The sequence below is a fragment of the Saprospira sp. CCB-QB6 genome, assembly GCF_028464065.1.
GTDB lineage: Bacteria > Bacteroidota > Bacteroidia > Chitinophagales > Saprospiraceae > Saprospira.
Genome location: NZ_CP116808.1, coordinates 2,948,551 through 2,969,384 on the forward strand (window position 1 = coordinate 2,948,551; position 20,834 = coordinate 2,969,384).

At 45.7% G+C, this 20,834-nt stretch carries 15 protein-coding genes; 3 read left to right on the plus strand and 12 right to left on the minus strand.

The genetic code is table 11. The annotated features are described in order from the left end of the window. Positions 1-362 precede the first annotated feature (362 nt). The 8 genes from PPO43_RS11355 to PPO43_RS11390 all read right to left on the minus strand — a co-directional run bounded on the left by PPO43_RS11355 (position 363) and on the right by PPO43_RS11390 (position 9,886). Positions 363-902, minus strand: a complete 540-nt coding sequence (locus PPO43_RS11355; RefSeq protein WP_272617849.1) for a TrmH family RNA methyltransferase — start codon at positions 900-902, stop codon at positions 363-365. 62 nt (positions 903-964) lie between these two features. Continuing rightward, a complete protein-coding gene (locus tag PPO43_RS11360; RefSeq protein ID WP_442985455.1) occupies positions 965-2,182 on the minus strand; it encodes an acyl-CoA dehydrogenase family protein in 1,218 nt (405 codons plus the stop codon). A 383-nt stretch (positions 2,183-2,565) separates the two neighbouring features. Beyond that, on the minus strand, positions 2,566-4,215 hold the full coding sequence (locus PPO43_RS11365; RefSeq protein WP_272617854.1) for a S8 family serine peptidase: 1,650 nt from the start codon (positions 4,213-4,215) through the stop codon (positions 2,566-2,568). 343 nt (positions 4,216-4,558) lie between these two features. Further along, positions 4,559-6,949 carry a hypothetical protein gene (locus PPO43_RS11370; RefSeq protein WP_272617856.1) on the minus strand — a complete coding sequence of 797 codons (2,391 nt, stop codon included), beginning with the start codon at positions 6,947-6,949 and terminating at the stop codon, positions 4,559-4,561. A gap of 284 nt (positions 6,950-7,233) precedes the next feature. Further along, positions 7,234-7,707: a TlpA family protein disulfide reductase gene (locus tag PPO43_RS11375; RefSeq protein WP_272617858.1), complete on the minus strand. Its 474-nt coding sequence runs from the start codon at positions 7,705-7,707 to the stop codon at positions 7,234-7,236. 3 nt (positions 7,708-7,710) lie between these two features. Beyond that, positions 7,711-8,271: a hypothetical protein gene (locus PPO43_RS11380; RefSeq protein ID WP_272617860.1), complete on the minus strand. Its 561-nt coding sequence runs from the start codon at positions 8,269-8,271 to the stop codon at positions 7,711-7,713. Between the two features lie 162 nt (positions 8,272-8,433). Beyond that, positions 8,434-9,042, minus strand: a complete 609-nt coding sequence (locus tag PPO43_RS11385; RefSeq protein WP_272617862.1) for a hypothetical protein — start codon at positions 9,040-9,042, stop codon at positions 8,434-8,436. A gap of 49 nt (positions 9,043-9,091) precedes the next feature. After that, positions 9,092-9,886 (minus strand): peptidase M48, encoded by a 795-nt coding sequence (locus PPO43_RS11390; RefSeq protein WP_272617864.1) that lies wholly within the window; start codon positions 9,884-9,886, stop codon positions 9,092-9,094. A 221-nt stretch (positions 9,887-10,107) separates the two neighbouring features. Here PPO43_RS11390 and PPO43_RS11395 point away from each other — a divergent pair, with 221 nt between their 5' ends. Together PPO43_RS11395 and PPO43_RS11400 are read left to right on the plus strand one after the other, a co-directional pair. Then, positions 10,108-10,518, plus strand: coding sequence for a hypothetical protein (locus PPO43_RS11395; protein ID WP_272617865.1), 411 nt, complete (start codon positions 10,108-10,110; stop codon positions 10,516-10,518). A 90-nt stretch (positions 10,519-10,608) separates the two neighbouring features. Further along, positions 10,609-11,475, plus strand: a complete 867-nt coding sequence (locus PPO43_RS11400) for a helix-turn-helix domain-containing protein (protein ID WP_272617866.1) — start codon at positions 10,609-10,611, stop codon at positions 11,473-11,475. A gap of 1,246 nt (positions 11,476-12,721) precedes the next feature. On the opposite strand, the gene PPO43_RS11405 is transcribed toward PPO43_RS11400, so the two are convergent. The 4 genes from PPO43_RS11405 to PPO43_RS11420 form a co-directional block, all read right to left on the minus strand. Beyond that, the gene (locus tag PPO43_RS11405) at positions 12,722-14,824 is read right to left on the minus strand and encodes a ComEA family DNA-binding protein (protein WP_272617868.1); all 2,103 of its coding nucleotides are present in this window, start codon (positions 14,822-14,824) and stop codon (positions 12,722-12,724) included. Positions 14,825-14,851: 27 nt separating this feature from the next. Next, positions 14,852-15,703: a hypothetical protein gene (locus PPO43_RS11410; protein WP_272617870.1), complete on the minus strand. Its 852-nt coding sequence runs from the start codon at positions 15,701-15,703 to the stop codon at positions 14,852-14,854. Positions 15,704-16,015: 312 nt separating this feature from the next. Next, a complete protein-coding gene (gene lipA / locus PPO43_RS11415) occupies positions 16,016-16,906 on the minus strand; it encodes a lipoyl synthase (protein WP_272617872.1) in 891 nt (296 codons plus the stop codon). Between the two features lie 284 nt (positions 16,907-17,190). Next, positions 17,191-17,943 carry a hypothetical protein gene (locus PPO43_RS11420; protein WP_272617874.1) on the minus strand — a complete coding sequence of 251 codons (753 nt, stop codon included), beginning with the start codon at positions 17,941-17,943 and terminating at the stop codon, positions 17,191-17,193. Positions 17,944-18,121: 178 nt separating this feature from the next. On the opposite strand from PPO43_RS11420, the gene PPO43_RS11425 reads away from it, so the two are divergent. Continuing rightward, on the plus strand, positions 18,122-20,719 hold the full coding sequence (locus tag PPO43_RS11425; protein WP_272617876.1) for an FtsK/SpoIIIE family DNA translocase: 2,598 nt from the start codon (positions 18,122-18,124) through the stop codon (positions 20,717-20,719). Positions 20,720-20,834 lie beyond the last annotated feature (115 nt).

The window sequence follows — 20,834 nt, forward strand, 5'->3', positions numbered from 1 at the left end:
CTCATTTTTTTGGATGTAGAATGGCTTTCTTTTTTGCTGTGGGTTTTAACCCACTGGTCCAAAAAAAACAAAACAACAACCGCTCAACCACAACCACAAAAAAAACCTCGCAGGAGGGGATGGCAATTTTTTTAGCCTAGGGCCAAGGCTCTAGGATTCCTATGAAATTTTATGGGGAAAAGCCGCCGAAGAAAAAAGACCAGAGAAAAAACTAAAGTTGTGCGGCCGAGCGATGCGCAGCAGTGGCCGCAGGCCAGACCCAGCAAAAAAAGCGCAGCTTTTTTTGCGCAGGGCCGAGCGAACAGCGAGCTGCGCAGCGTAGCGACCCAAGGCCGCAGGCCGCAGGGGCAGCCCCAAAAAAATTAGCGCCCCAAATATTGTCTGCGCATTTCCCAAAGTAAAACGCCCATGCTTACCGAAACATTTAAAGAATGTTTGCTGCCAAATTGAGGAATTTCAATAGCTCCATCCACCAAAGGCAAGAGTTCGGCATCCACGCCTTTTACTTCATTGCCAAAAATGAGGGCAATGCCTTCTTGGGCGGTCCAAATAAACTGTTCTAAAGAATGGCTGCCAAAAGTTTGCTCCACGGCATACACTTTATAGCCTTTTGCTTTGGCCGCAGCTATAGCCGCTTTATTTTCTTCAAAATATTGCCAATCTACAGCTCTATCGGCTCCCAAAGCCGATTTCATAATTTCTCTTTGCGGCGGCTGGGCCGAAATTCCCGTCAAATAAATGCCTTCAATGCCAAAAGCATCGGCGGTGCGAAAAGCAGCGCCCACATTCAAGGCCGAACGCAAATTATCTAAAATAAGGAGCAAAGGCATTTTGGGCTGTTGTTTATACGCTTCAATGCTAGGCCGCCCCAATTCTAGCATGCTCTTTTTTTTCAGTTCCATATTTTTTTAGAAAAAAAAGCCTCCTCTATCAACTAGAGGAGGCTAAAGTTTATTGATTTCGCTTATTTAAAGGCGTTTAAGCCCGTAACATCCATACCCGTAATGAGCAAGTGAATATCGTGCGTACCTTCGTAAGTCAATACCGTTTCCAAGTTCATCATGTGGCGCATGCAGGGATATTCGTTGGTAATTCCCATTCCACCATGAATTTGGCGAGCTTCGCGAGCAATGTCTAGCGCCATGGCCACATTATTACGCTTGGCCATAGATACTTGAGCGGGAGTAGCTTTGCCCGCATCCATCAAGCCACCCAAACGCCAAAGCAAAAGTTGCGCTTTGGTAATTTCGGTAATCATTTCGGCCAATTTTTTCTGTGTCAATTGGAAACCAGCGATAGGTTTACCAAACTGTTCGCGCTCCAAAGAATAACGCAAAGCTGATTCATAACAATCCATAGCCGCACCCAAAGCACCCCAAGCGATGCCATAACGCGCTTTAGTCAAACAAGACAAAGGACCTTTCAAGCCTTTTACATTGGGTAAAAGATTGGCTTTGGGGATGCGCGCATCTTCAAAAACCAATTCGCCAGTAATAGAAGCGCGAAGAGAAAGTTTTCCGTGAATTTCGGGCGCAGAAACGCCGGGCGTGTCCATATCGACAATCAAACCACGAATAACGCCTTCTTCATCTTTGGCCCAAACAACGGCCACATCAGCGATAGGCGAGTTTGTGATCCACATTTTCGCGCCATTCAAAATATAATGATCGCCATCTTCTTTGATGTTGGTAATCATGCCGGCGGGATTCGATCCATGATCGGGCTCCGTCAAACCAAAGCAGCCGATAAATTCACCAGAAGCCAATTTGGGCAAGTATTTCATGCGCTGTTCTTCGCTCCCGAAGCGATAAATGGGATACATCACCAAAGAACCTTGCACAGAAGCGGCCGAGCGAATGCCCGAATCGCCACGCTCCAATTCTTGCATCATCAAGCCGTAAGTGGTCTCATCTGTACCTGCACAGCCATATTTTTCTGGCAAAGAGGGACCAAAAGCGCCCAATTCTGCCAAACCTTTGATCAAATGACGGGGATAAATGGCCCGCTCATAACAATCTTCAATAATGGGCGAAATTTCGCCACGGACAAATTCGCGCACGGCATCACGAGCAATTTTTTGCTCATCCGTTAGCAAATCGTCAATCATATAGTAATCCTGGCCCTTAAAACGATCTTGTTTGGCCGATCTTTTAATGCTGTCTAGCAATTCTTGATTTTGCATCATAGTATGATTATTTAGCTGTTTGCTGATCTAAATTTTATTTTTTTGGGGCTGCCCCTTCCGCTAGGTTAAAACCCAGCGCAAAGCGGTATCGCTTTGCGAAGCTATACAAAATGAGGGTTAAAACCCTCATGAATTATCGGGCGGGTCGGGCTGTGTCGTGGCTCGCAGGTCTGCTCGGCCCTTCGCAAAAAAAGCTGCGCTTTTTTTGCTGGGTCTGGCCTGCGGCCACCCTGCCGGGCAGCTCAGCCTGCGGCGGCTTCGCCGCCTGTCCCCCGCAAAAAGGACCAAAAAGGGCCTTATTTTTCAAGGACAGTTGTTTTTAAATGAGTGGCTTAGCCTTTCCGCAGCAAAACTAAAAAAACTCTGGATATTTTGGGCGGCTACTTCATTAAAAGGGCTCTTTTCTTGGCTGCCCCCATCTTAATTTCCAATTGATAATTGCCTGCGGGCAAATTTTGCCAGTTGGGAATTTTGGCCAAAAAGCGCCGTCCAAAAAGAGCGCTATGCTTTTGAGCATAAACCAATTGGCCAATTGGACCAAAAAGTTTGATTTCTACTTCCTCATCAATGGCTTCTGGCCAAATGATAAAGAAGTTCTCTTTGCCCTTGGCCATCGGCAGATAATAAATATTTTCTTTCTCTTTTATTTCTAAAAAATGTCCAGCTCTAGCTTTTTTCCAAGCTTCAAAAAGAGCGGGCACGCCATAGCCCAAAGCCGTATCTGGTTTTTTGTATTGATTGCCTACGCTTTCGGCCAAGCGAATGAGTTCAACATTACTATATTCGGGTAAAGCTTGCCACAAACAAGCCATAGCGCCCGCCAAAATAGGAGAGGAGAATGAAGTTCCCGTATTAAAGTTATGTCGATAACGGCCTACTTGGGCCACAATAGAAAATAAGCCACGGGCCGATAAATTGGGTTTAACCAAATAGCTAGAGTCAAAACCGTAGGAACTAAATTGAGCGTGAAAACCATCGCGATCAGTGGCGCCAACAGTCAAAATACTATCGGCATCGCCAGGGGCCGAAAGGTGGTGCCAAGGATCATTGCCTTCATTTCCGGCAGAAGTAACGACCAAGATGCCACGGCTGGCGGCAAGGTCTGCGGCTTGCGTAATAGTTGTGGTATTCCCATCTAAATCCACATAGGCATAATCCATTTTATCATCATCAAAATCAGAGTAGCCCAAAGAAGAATTGATGAGATAAACGCCTACGCTATCGGCAAACTCTGCGGCGGCCAGCCAGTTGTATTCTTCAATGCGGTATTCTCCGCCCGAATCTTCTGTTTTGCACAAAAAGTAATTGGCTTGGGGGGCGGTGCCCATCACTTGGCCAGGTAAATTGGCGGCCATACAAGAAAGCACATCTCTACCGTGTTCAGAACCTTCATAGACAAAGGTATCGAGCTGAACAAAATCATAGCTGCCTAAAATTTGGCCCTTTTGGCGCAAGGAATCAAAGGCGGGAGTTTCTCTGAGGTCTGAAAAACCGCCATCAAAAACGGCTAGCGGCATATTTTGGCCTGCAAAACCGAGTTGGTGCAAATAATCTACCTCCAACATATGGATTTGATTTTCGCTTAGGCCATAAAAATCATCTTCTTTGGCGTATTCTGTTTTGTATTCTCGGCGGCCGATGTAGTTGGTCCCTTCATTTTTTTTGCGGCTAAAGCCAAGGGGAATTGTTTTTTGGACAAAAGGCAGTTCTTCAACAAATTTTAGCTTTTGCTGATTGCCACGAATGACTGCCCCATTTTTCCATTTGGAGGTATACTGAATAGCAAAACCTTGAGCTTTTAATTGGGCCAAATAATTGGGATCCACAGGCAAGTCTAGACTATCTAGCTTAATGCCCATCTTTTGGCGGCGTTCAATAGCGGCTGAAGAGAGATAATCTTGTGGATGAAAAATGCTGTAAGGCGTATTTCCTTTATGGTCAAATTGCACCCAAAATAAATCATAGTCTCTTTGGGCAAAAATAAATTGACTGCAAAGGATAAAAACTAAAATGTAGAGTTGCTTTAACATAGGCAATTAAATTCGTTCTGTGTGGTTAGCAGGGTCACTTCTTCTAATTTAAGCAAGATGTGGACATATTACAAAGCTTTGGCCCAAAGTTCGACCAATGGCAAAAAAAGAGGGCCAAAATGGTCTAGGGGGCGGCGCAGCCGCCCGGCTGAGGGATGGATAGTGGTGCGGCGCAGCCGCAGACCCAAGGCTTTTGAAGCAAAGCGAAAAAGCCTGCAGGGCCGAGCAGACCTGCGAGCCACGACACAGCCCGACCCGCCCGTAGGGCGGGGCAGCCCCAAAAAAATAAAAAAAGGCCAGCCCTCGAAAGAGGACCGGCCCAGATTATTTAGGCTAAAAAAGATTAGCCTTTACAATCATTTGGACGCTTGCCAATGCCTGATTCTTCGATCAATTCGGCTAGGCGTTTTTCATAGAAATCGAGCAAAAGATTAGTGATATTTAGCTCTACATCTACGCGGCGGTACTCGGCTCCACGCTCTTTAGAGGGGTGCTCATAGGCGCCAATCGTAATAGGAACGTTCATAAATTGAAGTTGTTTGCGGACGGTCCAAGCGCGGGCGATACCCAACTCCATATTGCTTTTTAGGTCAAAGCTCAATTCGCGTTCAGTTTTCTTCACAATTGTGTCGGCGGCTTCTTCTTCGCCTTTACCGACAAAGTGGGTAAATTCGGTACCTTGGGGAACGCCCAAAGACTGTTTGTAGCGGTGGAAGCTAAAGGGGTGGCCATCGGTATGTCCTTCCAAGTAGATATAAAAATCTTTTTTACAGCGCATATTGGCTTCGCAATATTTGCTCAATACTTCGGTATCTACCCAAGTGGCAATTTTCTTATAGTATTCGGGATCTCCCATTTTGGCGAGGTCGGTACCTTGGCAAAGGAAAGTTTGGATAACGTAGCGGACCCCAATTTTTCCAAGTGGTTCATAAAGTACCTCTGTATTACAGGGGAGTTTGTCGTTGTTGAGGTCTAGGCGCATTTTTTCGGCAGATTCGGGACCAAAGCGCTCACGTTCTTCATGAGTTTCTTTTTGTGCTTGGCGCACGAGTTCCCAGTAGCGGCAGTCCCAAATTTTTTGACGTAGGCGAGTGATACGGCAGCTCAATTCTTGATCGTATTTGAGCTTGTAGGTTTTGGTATAGCTGTCAATTTTATCCATGTACTCTTGGCCTTGCTCACAAGTATTGACATTACCGACTAGGCACCAAGATTTTACCTGAGTAATTTTATCGCAGTAGTAAGGTTCTACTGTAAATTCGTTGGGAATAGTATCATTGTTTTTGATGAAAGTGGCCCAAAGTTTATCCAAAGCAGCAATATCGCCACGGTATTTGGCCACTACAACTTTAAGGTCATCCCATTTGGCTTTTGTATCGGCTTGTAGGCTAGGTTTAGCCGAGGCCATCAATTTGTCGATATCGGCTAGGCGTTGTTCGCCTTTGTAGCAAGCATTCACGCGGCCATCCATGATATAAGCACGAATTTGGGCTTCTTTATCGCAGTACTCAAAAGCAAAGTCAATGCTGTTGAGGGTATCTTTAGGAACAAATTCGGCCCAAGCTTCTTCTAGTTTGGCTTGGCGGGCTGCATCTTCCTTTACCAATTTTTCTAGTTCCTTGATTTTGGCTTTAGTTGTTGCATCAAGAGTTGGATTAAACTCTTTTTGTACTTCAGCAATTTTGCCAAGCATTTCTTCTCCAATGTTACAGTAGTCCAAGGTTCCGGCCATGGTATAAGCTTTAATCTGCGCATCTTTTTCGCAGTATTCGCCCATATATTTTAGGCTGGGGTCTACTTTTCCGCTGCTGGTAAATTGTCCCCAAGCTTTGTTGAGTACAGCCAAGTTACCGTTGTATTTTTTCACTTCTGCTTCTAACCAACCAATTTTCTCGGCCAAGTCGGCGGGAATATCATGGGTATTATCGGCTTCTAGCTCCTTAATTTTTTCCAACATTTCAGAGCCATTTTTACAAACATCTACCATGGCCCGAAGCATATAAGCTTTCATGTTGGGAATTGTGTAACACTTATAAAGTGGAACCTCTGGCTCAAAACCTGGAGAAACATCACTATCCATATAGGTTTTCCAAGCTTTGTTGAGTTGACCCAGCACTTTAAAATGATTTCTAGAACGCTTGATTTCGCCAGGCAAACCTTCTACATCGGCAGCTTCCAAAGAAGTTTTGTCTACAATGCGCATGGCTTTGTTCTCAAACTGATTGAGCGCCTCGGCCTCATTGCCTTCACAATAATAAGCCATCGACATCATCTGGTAATATTTGGCCAAAGTCCCTTTTTCACAAACTTTGCGGCCCTCTTCGGCAGCTTCCAACTCGCCTCTAGACACATTGAATTTCTGCAAATGACGCTTCCAAAGTACATCTACTTTGTAGTAGGCTTTCATTTTTTCTTCCAAGTCGGCCAAGCGCTGCGTAAAGCCAGGGTATTTATCATACTGCGACTGATCCATGCTTTTTAGCTCTTTCAAATAGCTTTCTGCATCAATCAATTCGTCGGCACAAAAACTAGAGTTGGCATACATCAAATGATATTTGGCATAATCTCCCACGCTAGACTTTGGCGGCTTGGGCAACTCCGAAACAGAGGCCGTCAGAGGATCTTTTAAAAAGGCTTGCCAAGTCTCTTCAAAGTTGATGAGCTGAGCCTGAACGCCCGTCCCCATCAACTGAAAAATAAGCAGCAAGAACGCTGACTGTAAGATGTTTTTCATTTTTATTGGTTTTAATGAAACAGAATAGATGTACCTATTTATGGGATTTAGTTTTTCTGGGGCCCGCGGCCGGCTAGCCTTTGGCTAGGGCGGCCGCCGCTTTTAACCTAGCGAAAAAAGGCCCTCCGCAGCGCTGGGCCAATTGGACCAACTGAGTCTTAACTTTTTAACGAACTCTTAAAAATAGTATTTTAGCAAAGAGGAACAAAAGATTTTCAGCTTGCGCAAAAACTCGACCTAAAAGAAAAGGGACAAAAAAAAACAGCCCCAAAGGGCTGCCTATCTTAACGGAGCTCTTTCCATATTCGCTCCAGTTTTTTAGCCTTAAATCCAGATGATAAAATTTCTTTTTTATCATTTAAAAGGACCAGAAAAGGTGGTTGCCCTTTCAAGTCAAAAGCCCGACGAGCCGTCGCCTTATAATCTGTTGCATGCTGAAAAAAAGGCGTTTGCAACTGATTACTGCTATCTTGCACATAGGACCAAAAGGCCTCTTTTTGATGGGCAAAAGGAAAGATCGTCACGACCTGAATATCCTCTGGCGATTTGTCTTTTAAAAACTCCTCTACCTTGGCCAACCCCTGCTGACAATGACTACATTGAAAATGCCAGAAAAAGAGTAGGTAGTATTTGGCCTGACGCTGCTCTTGAAAATCAAATTGTTGTTCTTTATGGTCTTGCAACTGAAAATCAGGAGCCGCAATTTGCCCAAAAACAGGTGCAGAAAGCAGCAAAAAAAAGAAAAGACGCCAAAGCATAGGCTAGTATTTGTTAATCATGTATAAATCAACCAAAGGTTCTTCATTAAGAAATACATCCGCAATGAATACCCCCTGGTCCTTAGCACCAGAAAGAGAGACTACATAAAAGCTAATTTGCGCAGATTTCTCCTCAGGCATCAATTTAATCGCCTTGTATTGAAAACGCCCAACAGCATCTTGGTTGCGTAGAGTAGTGGTCCAAACTGCCCGACCATCTACTTTTACAATCAGTTGCTTGTCTCCAGCATTTGGACGAGGCGCAAAGGCAAAAACCAGACTATGAGGCTCAATGCTTTTTAACTCTACATCCTGCCGAATCGTCGAGTTTTCATCAATCTCAACAAAAGAGGTGCCCACAAAATTATCGGCCAAGCCAAACTTTTTATAATCCGCTTCATTGGATAATATTTGAGCTTTAATCCCCGGACTTCCATTACTCAATAGAATCTCCCAGCCCTCTAGACTGTTCCGAAATTGACCATTGTTAATGAGGTTTTCTTTGTTTTGAGCAAAGAGCTGTAGGCTGAGGCCACAGAAAAGAAGTAAAATCAGTTTTTTCATAGCTAGTTTTGCTTTCATAGTGTGTAAGATAATGGAATGGGGAGGGTGCGGCCTCTATTCCAAAAATGAAGCCTTTTATATCCTCTCCAAGACTTTTTTTTAGAAAAAGTTTAAGGGGGATTTCAATAAATACTGGGGATGAAAGCTGTTCTTTTACTAGAGTTATTCTTGTTTTTTAAGGATCGCTTTTTGGACAATAATGCTGTTCGCCGATTCTACCTCAAAGGTTTTTTTACCCGTCTGAGCCGAACTTTTTCTCACTTTGTCCTTGGTCGTTATGACAATTTCCTTATACAACAAACCACCTTCTAAGCGGTCAATAGTATTGATCCGACTACCATTAACCTCAAATTGACTGTAGAAGCTATTGCCCATTAAAATCATATCTAAGAGAATCCCATCTTGCTCATCAAGAATAAAATGCCCCTGAGGCTGGCTTTTATCCTCCAATAACAGATAATCTTTGACAACAGTCTGAGGGAGAATTTGGGTAGAATCATAAGTCGTTTTCCAACTCCAAACCCCTGACTTCTGAGGCAAAACTTCATGACGACAAGGAATGACCCCTCTTAGCTGTCCATTGACATACCAATGCATCTCGCCCTCATAACGCCCCTCCCAATCTTTGGGGAACTGGACAAGGCTGTCTCTTTGCGGAAGAGATGCTGACTGTGCGCTTGAAGTCACATCTTGGACAGCTTTATTTTCTTGCTCTTTTGTTTCACAAGCAAAAAGGCCTAAAATTAAAAATAGAAGAATGGTCTTTTTCATAAGGGGAAGGGATTTTCTCATGCTTATTCTATAAATAAGCAAAAGGTGATTAAGGAAGTTGATCTAAAAAATCTTGATAACTATTAGTAGGGCTAAGCATTGGACCTAATGAACAGCTATTGTTGGCCCTTAATGCCCCCTGCCAGTCAAAGCTATTGTTAAACCGTAAGGCCCATTCAAAATCGCTCTCTCCCTGAACACGCTGCAAAAAATTCAACATCTGATCAGGCGAACTATGAAGCTGACAAAGCAGATCTTCAAAAAGGGGCTCTAGCTGTTCCATATCTGCCTTGCTATAAGGAGCCGTTTGAACAACTTCCAAAAGCTGAGGCAGGGCCTCTGGCTGCGCACCCAAAGCTAAATCTAATAAATAACTGATGGAAAAGGCCGCTTGCAATTGTTGCGTAATAATACGCTGGTCAATACTCAAGATAGCATGCGCCATTACCGCCTTTAACTCTTGCTCATTGGCCAAAAAATGAAGGAAATCTGTAGAAAAATAAAGATAGCCCCCAGGCGCAACAAATAATTGCTCCTTTTCTGCCGACCGAAAAATACGCAAGCGCCAATTAAAGGCCTGTACTTGCTCAAATTGAGGCTCCGCCAAACAAAGCAACAATAAACTGTCTAAGTAATTATAAGCCGCAGAATAATCAGCCACCAAAAGATGCTCAATGGCCGAACAACTATCCCAATATATCAATAACTGCTCATCAATAGCCTGCCCAATTCTACTATCATCCTCTGGCCGCAACTGATGCTCAATCATGGTCTGCTCCTCCTGACAAGCGACCAAACTCAAGGCAAAACAACAGAACAGCAAATATATTCTAAAGAGCAACATTTATAAGTAGTTAATTAGGCGTTAAAAAGGGTCGCAAAATACAAAAAATAGCCGTTATTTCTTCTTTCATTAAAGAACAACAGCCTTTAAATGAACTAGAACCCATAAGGCAACTATCACTAAAGCGGACGAATGATGCAAAAAAGAGGCTAGCTTGTTTTGATCACTTTCTGTTCTCAACAAAAGTATTATATTAGCTCCAATTAAATCGCTGAACGATTTTGAAGCAACTCGGACTATATTTACTCATCTGTACTTTGCTCCTGCCACTTACCCGGCCCCTGCAATTGTATGTCTCCTATAAACTCCAACAAGAGCTTATAGTAGAGGAGTTTTGTGTCAATAGAAATATTCCCGATGAGTTTCCAATGTGCCAAGGTAAATGCTACTACAAAGAGCAGCTAAATGACTGGGCCGAAGATGCCGAAGAACAAGAAGAAAAAGGCTTCGACTCCAAAAAAGAACTGCAAATTAACTTCCTCTACCAAGAATTCAAGCAACCCAAACAAAAGCTGGCTAACACCCACATCGCAATCCCCTTCTTGCTAGAAGCAGACCCCTTTCCCCACTACCAGTTTTCCGAAAACCCTGGCCCCAATCTAGCCATTTTCCACCCTCCACTTTTAGGATAAATTCACTCGACTTTTTGAATTTATGTTCTGGCCAATAAGCTGATTGCTAGCTTGTTGTACCCATTTCTGTATCCTAAAATCTGGAATCTCATGACTATTCGCGCTATATATCAGCCCCAAGATGGGCCGCAACTTATTGATATGCAATTGATTCAGCCTAAAGCTGATTTGCAACTCCCCCTACTCGAAGGAGGCTATAGTTTTTTCTATCTCTCGGCCGGACAACTCGAGCTAGAACTCAACCGCCGCCAAACTACCCTAAAGGCCGGACAAGCGCTTTTGCTCCGCCCCGATCAAATCCTCCTCTCGGCCCAAGGCCAAGCCGCTCAAGGCTATCTCTTCTCTTTTTCGCCCGCCTTTTTCGAGCAACGCTACCACAATAATATCCTCCAAGCTTTTGCCTTTATCCAAAAAGGCCTGCTCGGCCTGATCGACCTCCCCCAAGAGGCCCAAAATAAATTGAGCGTGTTACTCACTTGTATGTATAACGATTACCAACAAGAACCCCAACAACTGGCCGTCCTCCGCTCTTATGCCAACATCATTTTCTTCGAACTACAAGAACAGTTCGCCCCCGAAAATATGGCCCGAAATATCCAATTAGGCCAACCCAACCGCCAAGAAGAAAAAATGCTGGAGTTTGAAGAATTAGTCGACGCTAATTTTAAAACCTCTAGAGCCCCCTCTTTCTACGCCCAAAAATTATTCATTAGCACCAATTATCTCAATAAACTCTGCAAAAAAGTATTCGGCAAAACCTCTGGCGCCCTCATCCGCAAAAGAGTACAACTAGAAGCCGAACGCCTCCTCTGCCATAGCAATCTAACCATTGCCGAAATCTCTCAGCAATTAGGCTTCGAAACCCCCTCTTATTTTATTACGTTTTTCCGCAAAAGCCAAGATTGCTCCCCAGAACAATACCGCCAATCTCTCCAACAACAATTGGCCTCGGCCTAATGACCTAGATATAAAAGATGAAGACTCAAAATTTCGGTTTTGGGTCTTTTCTTTTTTTGGGGCCTCCCGCCTGCGGCGGGCGCTACGTTGCGCAGCTCGCTATTCGCTCGGCCCTGCGGCCTGACGGCCTTGGTCTGCGGCTGCGCCGCACTGCTGCACATCGCTAGGCCGTTTACTGTAGGTTGAAACCTACAGCAAGCAAGGTATTGCTCCGCAATATTTTTTATGGAATGCGGGTTAAAACCCGCATGGATTGAAATCTTTTGGCCTTTTATCTTTCTCAGTTAGTTAATCAATCCTTTTCTAGCTATGGGCTGAAGGTTTTAACCTTCAGCCTATTTTATTGGGTCTAGTATGGCCGCCCTTCTTGCTGTGGGTTTCAACCCACAGGTCTATATGATGGAAATTTTGCCCCTAGGGCTAAGAATAAAAACAAAAAAATACGAACGTATCCAATATTTAGCTGCTAAGCGAGCCAAGCGAATTTGTAGTAGGGTTAGTCCAGAAAAAAAAGATAGCGCCTTATACACCCTCCCCAAGCTAATTGTAATCTGCAAATTAGGCTGGGCGCCACGCCCACGTTAATTGTAATTTGCAAATTAGGCTGGGCGCCACGCCCACGTCAATTGTAATTTGCAAATTAGGCTGGGCGCCACGCCCACGTTAATTGTAATCTGCAGATTAGGCTGGGCGCCACGCTCACGTTAATTGTAATCTGCAGATTAAGCTGGGCGTCACGCCCACGTTAATTGTAATTTGCAGATTAGGCTGGGCGTCACGCCCACGTTAATTGTAATCTGCAGATTAAGCTGGGCGTCACGCCCACGTCAATTGTAATCTGCAGATTAGGCTGGGCGCCACGCCCACGTTAATTGTAATTTGCAGATTAGGCTGGGCGCCACGCCCACGTCAATTGTAATTTGCAGATTAGCTGGGGGAAATCGCCAAAGAGATATGGAGAAATCTAAATAATAGCGAGAATTTATTTTTTAGGGGCCGGAGCAGATCCTTAGGCCTGAAAAAGGGGGATGAGCGGCCTAGCGATGCGGCGGGGTGGCCCGAAGGGCCAGACCCAGGCGCTGCAAGCGCCGCAGGGCCGAGCGAGCAGCGAGCTGCCGAACGACAACAAGGACTTTAGTCCGCAGTTCGACGACCAAAGGGAGTAACCGCCCGCCGAAGGCGGGAGGCCCCAAAAAAACAGCAGCCCCAAACGGAACTGCTGTTTAACAATTGGCCCAAAAAAGGCTTAAAACTTCAGGCGGAGCTGCACTTTGAGCTCTGAGCGGGTATTGTCTAAAATTAGGTTTTGGCCAGAGCTAATTTCATCTCTATCGGACCAGTAGGTTTGGGAGTAGCGGACCCAAAGCGTTAGGTTGCGGTTAAATTGATAGCTAGTATTGAGGTAAAAGCGGCTGCCGCGGCCATAGTAGGCGGGGATCGAAAAGGCATAGAGGACATCATTTTCATAGGCATAAATGCGGGTGTCATAGTCCTCTGTGGCAAAAATGGCAAAGCGCGTTTGGATTTTGAGCGGGGCAAATTGAGCATTCCAAACCAAATCTTGATACATCATAAAGCCTTTAGAAAACTCATGATCCTCATAGAAGGAGAGTTCGGCACGGCTGCGGATTTCCCACTCTCTATTGATGCGATAGCGGAAGTGAATGCGGGCGTTTTGCTTTCTTTTATTGATTAGATAATCGTAGGGCGTCGTATTATCGGAGCGGTTGCCTTCTTTTTGTTCAAAGCGGTATTGGAAATAGAGGTTCCAGTGGTAAGCGGGTTGATAATCGAGCCGAGCAAAATACTCATAGCCTTTAGAAGGGGCATCGGCAGTAGAGCGCAGCCAAGGGAAAACGAAGAGGTCAAAATAGCCGTTAAAGCTCAGACCGCGGCCCAAATTGGCATTGATGCCCATATAAAGTCCCTTTTCGTTGCTAGTTCCAGAAGATTCTCCAAAGGCGTTGCCCGTCAGGGTTTGGTAATCCTTGGCATAATTGCGATAGATGAGGGCCATGCTGACTTTGTCGTCAAGGGCGGCGGTTAGGCCGTTAATTGTGGCCAAGGCGCCATTATCGCTTAGGGCCGTTTCGCCAAAAAACTGTAGGTTTTTGTAGGCCAAATTATAATCTAGACTGGCATTGAGGAGCGATTGCCCGTTGAAGGCATACTTTTGATAGAGGCGGGGTTCTCGGACCAAAGAGTCGCTGAGGTGATTGTAGATGACATTGGCCCCAATTCGCCAGATTTTGCCTTTGTAAGTTACATTGGCCCCCGTAGTGGTTTGCTGCAGACTATTTTTGTCTTCCAGTTCGCTTTCTGTGCGATGAAAACCGCTCAATTGTAGGGAAGAAACTTGCAAAACATCAAAAACATCGTCCAGACTATCGGTTTGGACCAGTGAAATATTGCCATCGCGGAAGCGGTGCGAGCCAAAAACGGTGGCTTCCCATTGGCTGCCGCCAAGGGTAGCTGCGGCTCCGCGCATAAAGAGGGCCTCATTGGCCGAGCTATAAGGCCGCAATTTGTTAGATAGTCGTTTGATATTGAGCACGGCGGCCCCTTTGCGGGTACCAAAGCCGCTCCAGGTCGTAAGTCCTTGCCCAAAATAGACCTGATAATCGCCTAGGGCGATAGCTTTGACCCATTTGTTATAATCCTTAATAAAGAAGTGGGCTGAAAAATAATCGGGTAATTTCGTTTGGTTCTTTTGGCTAAAGGGCGTCAGCCAGTCTTCGCCAGCATCTTTTTCTAGGGTAAGGCCCATGCTCAGGCGGTCCTTATAGCTCAGGTTGTAGCGGATATACAGCTTATCGGGGCTACCTGAAAAGGCGGGATCTTCGCCATCTTGGGGCAAGAAGCCCGCTTGCTCTTCAATATTGCGCTGATAGCGCATAAACAGTTGTTGTTTATTGTATTTAAAGGCGCGCTTAAAGCTAAAAGCCTCCATTTCCTTAGTGGCATCAAGGGTAATGAAGGGGATAATCTTGGCAATACTGGCTTGGTCAAAAGTGGGAACGCCCTGCAATTCGTAGAGCGAGAAGATTTGGCCAAAGCGATTGCGATAATTGATGAGGGCTTGAATTTGGATAGCGCTCAGCAGGTTGAGGGCTTGGAGCTCATCACGGTCTGCTTTATTGATATCGAGGGGATTGCGTTGATAGATTTCGAGATTGGCAAACTCTGTATCAAAGTCAAACTCCTGCGCATCGGCATCATCCATCAAGTTTTCAATTTGGATTTGCGTGGCGCTATTATCGTCTAGGGGGGCATCGCTAGTATCTACTACCTGGCCCCAAAGGCTGGCGCTCAGGCCCATAAAAAGGCCCAATAATGATCGTCTTAACATAATTGACTAAATTATAAATGGGCAATTTTATTCTTCTTTCTTATCGGTCTTTTCGCTTCTAGCTATGCGGTAGCTAAGGGCAAAAGAGGGCGTAAACCCAAGGACCTGATGGTAGGCGGTAGCTACATCAATTTGTAGTTCGTCTAGGGCCAATCCTAGTCCAAAAGAGAGCTGGCTAACATCACTAACTTGCATACCTGCACGGACCGTAAAGATCTTATGGGCATGGTATTCCACCCCCGCTTTAGCGCCAAAAGGCTGGTTATAGATGTCTTTTTCTAGGGCGGCATAAATCCCTACTTTTTCCGAGGGCTGATAGGCTAGGCCCAAATTAAAAAGGGCCGGCAGACGTTCGTCTAATTGGCCCAATTTGGCATGCACGGGATTATATACATGTGCAGCGATTGTAAGTTCTTCATTGATTTTAGCGCTCAGCCCCAATTCAAAGGTAAAGCTATTGGCCGAGCCATAAGTAGGAATGCGAGTGCCCAAATAATCGAGTTGTACGCCTAATGCAAAGCGTTCGGATAGCTTGCGGGCATAGGCCAAACCAATTTTTTGCTCATTATAATCGGAAAAGCCGAAGTAGTTCATGCTCAGTGCAAAAGTCCCTTGATTATTATCTAGGGGATAGGCGGCAGCAAACAAAAAGGAATTGAGTCCATCGGCCAAAAAGCGTCGTTCACCATAGGCCGAAAAGCTCAGTTCTTCTAAAAAGGCGAGTCCTGCTTGGTTGCTATAAGCGGCGTTAATATCGGTAAACGCCACAGCGGCATTGCCTAGGCCAGCTCCTCTAGCGGCGGCCGATTGGGGTTGGCCCTGCTGGGCAAAAAGTCCAAAAGCCATACTGGCTAGAAGAAGGGTGTAAAGCGTTCTCATAGTTTGTAGTAGTTTGCTGATAATGTTGGTATGTTGGGGCCTCCGCTTCGGCTTCGCCTTGCGGCGCTACCTTTCGCAGCTCGCTGCTCGCTCGGCCCTGCGCAAAAAACAAGTTTTTGCTTGGTCTGCGGCTTTGCCGCACTGCTGCAGATCGCTAGGCCGTTTGGCCTTCGGCCAAGGCGGCAAAGCCGCCTTTTGCTGGGCCGCCCAACAAATTACATAATTCAGTAGCCTTCTACAAAGTGGGCTTCACTTTCTTAAAGTTTAATTAAAGGGAGGGGGCATAAAAAAAGGCCCTTAAGGGCCTTTTTTTTATTTATTCTGATTGGGATAAACATGTCGTTCTGCATGATAAGAAGAGCGGACGAGTGGTCCACTTTCTACAAAGTCGAAGCCTTTTTCTAGGCCGACTTGCTCATATTCAGCAAAGAGGTCGGGATGGATATACTCGGCCACTTCGATATGCATTTTTGTAGGTTGCAGATATTGGCCAATAGTAAGGACATCGCAGCCATGTTCGAGTAGGTCGTCCATGATTTTGAAGACATCTTCTTTGTTTTCGCCTAAGCCGACCATGATTCCTGTTTTGGTCCGTTTGCCATAGTCTTTGATACGTTGGATTTGCTCCAAGCTGCGTTTGTACTTCCCTTGGGGGCGTACCTTGCGGTAGAGTGATTCTACGGTTTCCATATTATGAGAAACCACCTCTTGGCCAGCAGAAATCATGGTTTCTAGGGCTTCCCAATTGGCGCGCACATCGGGGATGAGGGTTTCAATGGTCGTTTGGGGCGATTGTTCTTTAATGGCCCGAACGGTTTGGTGCCAGATGGCGGCTCCTCGGTCTTTGAGTTCATCTCGGTTGACGGAAGTGAGGACCGCATGTTTGACCTGCATGAGGCGGACGGCCTCGGCCACTCTTAGGGGTTCATCTTCGTCATATTCTGGTGGGCGGCCGGTAGCCACGGCGCAGAAAGAGCAAGAGCGGGTGCAGACATTGCCCAAAATCATAAAAGTGGCGGTACCTTCGCCCCAGCATTCGCCCATATTGGGGCAGTGCCCGCTTTGGCAGATGGTGTGGAGTTTATATTGGTCCACTAGATCACGGACCTTTCTATAATTCTCGCCGATGGGGAGTTTCACCCGAAGCCAATCTGGCTTTTTGCGGCGTTCTTTTTTAGATTCAACGATTGGAAGTTCGAACATACAGCAAGTTTTATTTTGAGAACAGCAGAAATTGGCTTCTGTTCGGTTAGCTGATGGAAAAGAATGTGGGGCAAAATTACTGTTTTTTGCCTAAAAGCGGGTCTTATTGGTCCAATTAAGTTCTGTTGGGCTGCGCCGAAGGCGCAGTGCGGCGCAGCCGCAAATGGCCTAGCGATCTGCAGCAGTGGCCGTCAGGCCAGACCCAGGCAGCTTTGCTGCCGCAGGGCCGAGCGAGCAGCGAGCTGCGAAAGGTAGCGCCGCAGCGGAGCTGCGGAGGCCCCAAATTACCAGCGTTTACCTAAATAAAGGTGTAGAAAAATATTGACAAAGAGGCGTTCATCGGGTTGCTCGAGCATAATGGGCATTTCTTGGAAGAAATAGTCGGCAGAAACGCCAATTTCTAGGGCTTTGGCTACTTCATCGTTAGGGCCAAAATCAAAATAGAGTGCGCCTTGTAGGTAGAGGCCTGTTCGGCCTTGGAGTTCATCCCAGCCTAGGGCGGAGCTAGAGGCGCCGTTGATATCTAGAGGGTCTAGAAATTTGTATCGATTTTCTTCTGAGTAGGGTTCGGAGCGAATAATGACGCCATCATTTACGGTGCGATAAATAAGGTCTAAGTAGTAAGGTTTGAGAAGGCCGAGGTTGACCCCGGCGGTATAGCTAAAGGAGAGGGCGAGTGATTGTCGGTTATTTCTTTCGGAAAGGAAAAAGCGTTGGCCAGCCCCTAGGCGAAGGCTATACAAGCTATTTTGTTTGCCGAAGGTATAGCGGCTTTGGCCAGAATTGCTGACAGAAATATTATTATCGTTATCCATTCGTCGCTCTTTGGGGTGCTTGATGTAGGCAAATTGGGCTTGGCCTAAAAAAGAGCGATTGGGTTTATAGAAGCGGCTATAGGTTCCGCCTATCATATAGCCTTGGCTATGGAGGCCTCCACCTAGAACAACCTCATGTTTGTAGTTTGGAGGAGTCTCTTCATTTTGGGTAAATGCGGGCAGGGAAGCAAAGAGGCAAAAAAAGTAGATGAGAAATTTCATAGGCGGTGGAGATTGAGGAGGCTAAATGTATTAGGAACGTAGAATTTTGGGCTTTTGTTTCGCTTTTTGGAATGAGGAATCAAGGCTGATTGGGATAAACGAGCTTTTCTTGCTAGAGGACTGGCAAAGCTACTAATTTTCCTTAAATTTGGGTTTCGCAAAACATTTAGCAAAAAGCATGTCTAACGCCAAGAAAAAAAAGAAGTCGGGAGGACAAATCTCCATGAATTTTTATAAAGATGAGCGCTGGCCTAAAATGATTGGGCTGTTTCTCATTTTTATATCGCTCTATTTATTGATTGCCTTTACTTCTTATCTGTTTACCTGGAAGCAAGATTGGGATAAAGCCTATTGGGCTATTCTGTTGCGTCCACAAGAAATGAGTAACTGGCTTGGGCGTTTGGGGGCGGTGCTTTCGCATAGCTTCTTTTATTGGGGCTTTGGCATTTCCTCTTATGTATTTGTGGGCTTGTTTTATAAAACGGGCTACAATTTGGTCATGGGGCAGGGGATTCGCTCTATGTTGAAAATTTATCGTCGGGGTTTGGTCAGTATGGTTTGGACCAGTTGTTTACTGCAGTTCATTTTCCAATCGGCCAGTTCTCAGTTTCCTTGGGGGGGGAGTTTTGGCGCGTTAATTATTGGTTCTCTTTCTTCTTTTGTAGGGACAGCGGGCATTGTGGGCATGCTCATTTTTATTGCCCTGATCATTTTAGTTTGGTTGCGCAACCCCAACTTTCAGGAATGGACGCCCCAGTTTTTTATGTCGAGTTTGGCGCCTAAAACTGTTTTACAGAGCCTTAGCCGAGTATTTAATAATTTTATCAAGGGCGAAAGTCCGTTTCAGGCCGAACGACTTCCTAAAAATAAGGTAGTCGCCAAAGATATGAAGGCGGCAGGAGAAGAAAACGAAACGCTCAAGGAAAAAGAAGAGCCTAAAACCCTACGTCCTCGAACTCAAGAGGAGCGAGAAGCCGAATTGCCTAAACATACAGAGGATCAACGACTAAGGGCAGAGGGATTCATTGCAGATGAGCCTAAAGCAGAGAAGAAAACGAAGAGTAAGGAATTGGAGGAGCGGGTAAAAGGCCTGACGGAAAACCAGTTGGAATTAGACTTAGATGCCAAAAAGAAAGAACAGGCCGAATCGGATGGAGAGCTGGATGTAGAACTTTTGTCGGATCAGGAAAAGTTGGCCCAAGAGGTGGCTATTGCCGAGGAAAATTCGGATCATATTGAGCCTTATGACCCTACTTTGGAGTTGCCTCGATATGAAAGCCCCGTTTTAGATTTGCTCGAAAGCTATGAGGATCAAAAACCCGTTATCGACCGAGCTGAACTAGAGGCAAATAAGGACCAAATTATTGAGACTTTACTCAATTATAAGATTGAAATCGTTAAAATTAAGGCGACGATTGGACCCACTGTCACTCTTTATGAAATTGTGCCTGCTCCAGGTGTGCGCATTTCCAAAATTAAGAACTTGGAGGATGATATTGCCTTAAGTTTGGCCGCTTTAGGAATTCGGATTATTGCCCCTATTCCTGGCCGCGGAACTATTGGTATTGAGGTGCCTAACCGAAATAAACAGGTGGTTTCGCTCAAAGAGGTTTTGGCCTCGCCCAAATTTAAAAATGCCAAAATGGATCTGCCTATCGCTTTGGGGAAATCCATTTCAAATGAGGTTTTTGTAGCCGATTTGGCCAAAATGCCTCACTTGCTGATCGCAGGGGCAACGGGCCAAGGTAAATCGGTGGGGATTAACACCATCATTGCCAGTTTGCTGTATAAAAAGCATCCTTCTCAGCTTAAACTCATCCTGATTGACCCCAAAAAGGTAGAGCTTTCCCCCTATAATGCCATCGCTTCGCACTTTTTGGGCTATTTGCCTGGCGAAGAAGAAGCCATTGTCACGGAAACCGCTCAGGTGATTCAAACTCTCTACTCGCTAACGGTAGAAATGGATGAGCGCTATAATTTGCTCAAAAAAGCAAGAGTGCGTAACCTCAATGAGTATAATGCAAAATTTGTGGCCCGCCGCCTCAATCCCGAAAAAGGCCACCGCTTTTTACCCTTTATCGTTCTGGTCATTGATGAATTTGCCGATCTAATCATGACCGCAGGCAAAGAGGTCGAGCTGCCTATTGGCCGCCTCGCACAGCTAGCTCGAGCCGTGGGTATTCACCTGATTATCGCCACGCAGCGCCCCTCGGTAAATATTATTACAGGGGTAATTAAGGCAAACTTCCCCGCCCGTTTGGCCTTTAAAGTGGCCTCTAAAATTGACTCCAGAACGATCTTGGATGCTGGCGGGGCCGAACAACTCATCGGTCGAGGAGATATGCTGCTTTCTTCGGGCTCTACTTTGCTCCGCCTCCAATGTGCCTTTGTCGATACTCCCGAAGTCGAGCGAATTATTGACCATATTGCCGAGCAACCAGGCTATCCAGAACCCTACTATTTGCCCACTTATGGCGAGGAAACTGGCGATGGCGGCGATCAGCTTAGCCAAGTGCTACACGATTTAGATGAGTTTTTCGAGGATGCAGCTCGCCTGGTCGTCATCAACCAATCTGGCTCTACCTCCATGATCCAAAGACGACTCAAATTGGGCTACAATCGCGCCGGCCGTATCATGGACCAGCTAGAACATACCAATATTGTGGGGCCCAACCAAGGCTCCAAAGCCCGAGATGTCCTCTTTGTCGATGAAATTGAATTGGAGGAATATCTCAAACACCTCCGAGATCAGAAAAGTAAATTGAGCTTCAAATAAAGAAAAGCCCAGTACGCTAAGTATTGGGCTTTTTTTTATGTTTTTTTGGGGCCTCCGCTGCGGCTTCGCCTTGCGGCGCTACGTTTCAGGGCTCGCAGGTCTGCTCGGCCCTTCG

Bases quoted from the DNA above. Each gene is read 5' to 3' on its own strand.
- PPO43_RS11355 (WP_272617849.1), bottom strand. From the start codon at position 902: ATGGAACTGAAAAAAAAGAGCATGCTAGAATTGGGGCGGCCTAGCATT.
- PPO43_RS11360 (WP_442985455.1), bottom strand. From the start codon at position 2,182: ATGCAAAATCAAGAATTGCTAGACAGCATTAAAAGATCGGCCAAACAA.
- PPO43_RS11365 (WP_272617854.1), bottom strand. From the start codon at position 4,215: ATGTTAAAGCAACTCTACATTTTAGTTTTTATCCTTTGCAGTCAATTT.
- PPO43_RS11370 (WP_272617856.1), bottom strand. From the start codon at position 6,949: ATGAAAAACATCTTACAGTCAGCGTTCTTGCTGCTTATTTTTCAGTTG.
- PPO43_RS11375 (WP_272617858.1), bottom strand. From the start codon at position 7,707: ATGCTTTGGCGTCTTTTCTTTTTTTTGCTGCTTTCTGCACCTGTTTTT.
- PPO43_RS11380 (WP_272617860.1), bottom strand. From the start codon at position 8,271: ATGAAAAAACTGATTTTACTTCTTTTCTGTGGCCTCAGCCTACAGCTC.
- PPO43_RS11385 (WP_272617862.1), bottom strand. From the start codon at position 9,042: ATGAAAAAGACCATTCTTCTATTTTTAATTTTAGGCCTTTTTGCTTGT.
- PPO43_RS11390 (WP_272617864.1), bottom strand. From the start codon at position 9,886: ATGTTGCTCTTTAGAATATATTTGCTGTTCTGTTGTTTTGCCTTGAGT.
- PPO43_RS11400 (WP_272617866.1), top strand. From the start codon at position 10,609: ATGACTATTCGCGCTATATATCAGCCCCAAGATGGGCCGCAACTTATT.
- PPO43_RS11405 (WP_272617868.1), bottom strand. From the start codon at position 14,824: ATGTTAAGACGATCATTATTGGGCCTTTTTATGGGCCTGAGCGCCAGC.
- PPO43_RS11410 (WP_272617870.1), bottom strand. From the start codon at position 15,703: ATGAGAACGCTTTACACCCTTCTTCTAGCCAGTATGGCTTTTGGACTT.
- lipA (WP_272617872.1), bottom strand. From the start codon at position 16,906: ATGTTCGAACTTCCAATCGTTGAATCTAAAAAAGAACGCCGCAAAAAG.
- PPO43_RS11420 (WP_272617874.1), bottom strand. From the start codon at position 17,943: ATGAAATTTCTCATCTACTTTTTTTGCCTCTTTGCTTCCCTGCCCGCA.
- PPO43_RS11425 (WP_272617876.1), top strand. From the start codon at position 18,122: ATGTCTAACGCCAAGAAAAAAAAGAAGTCGGGAGGACAAATCTCCATG.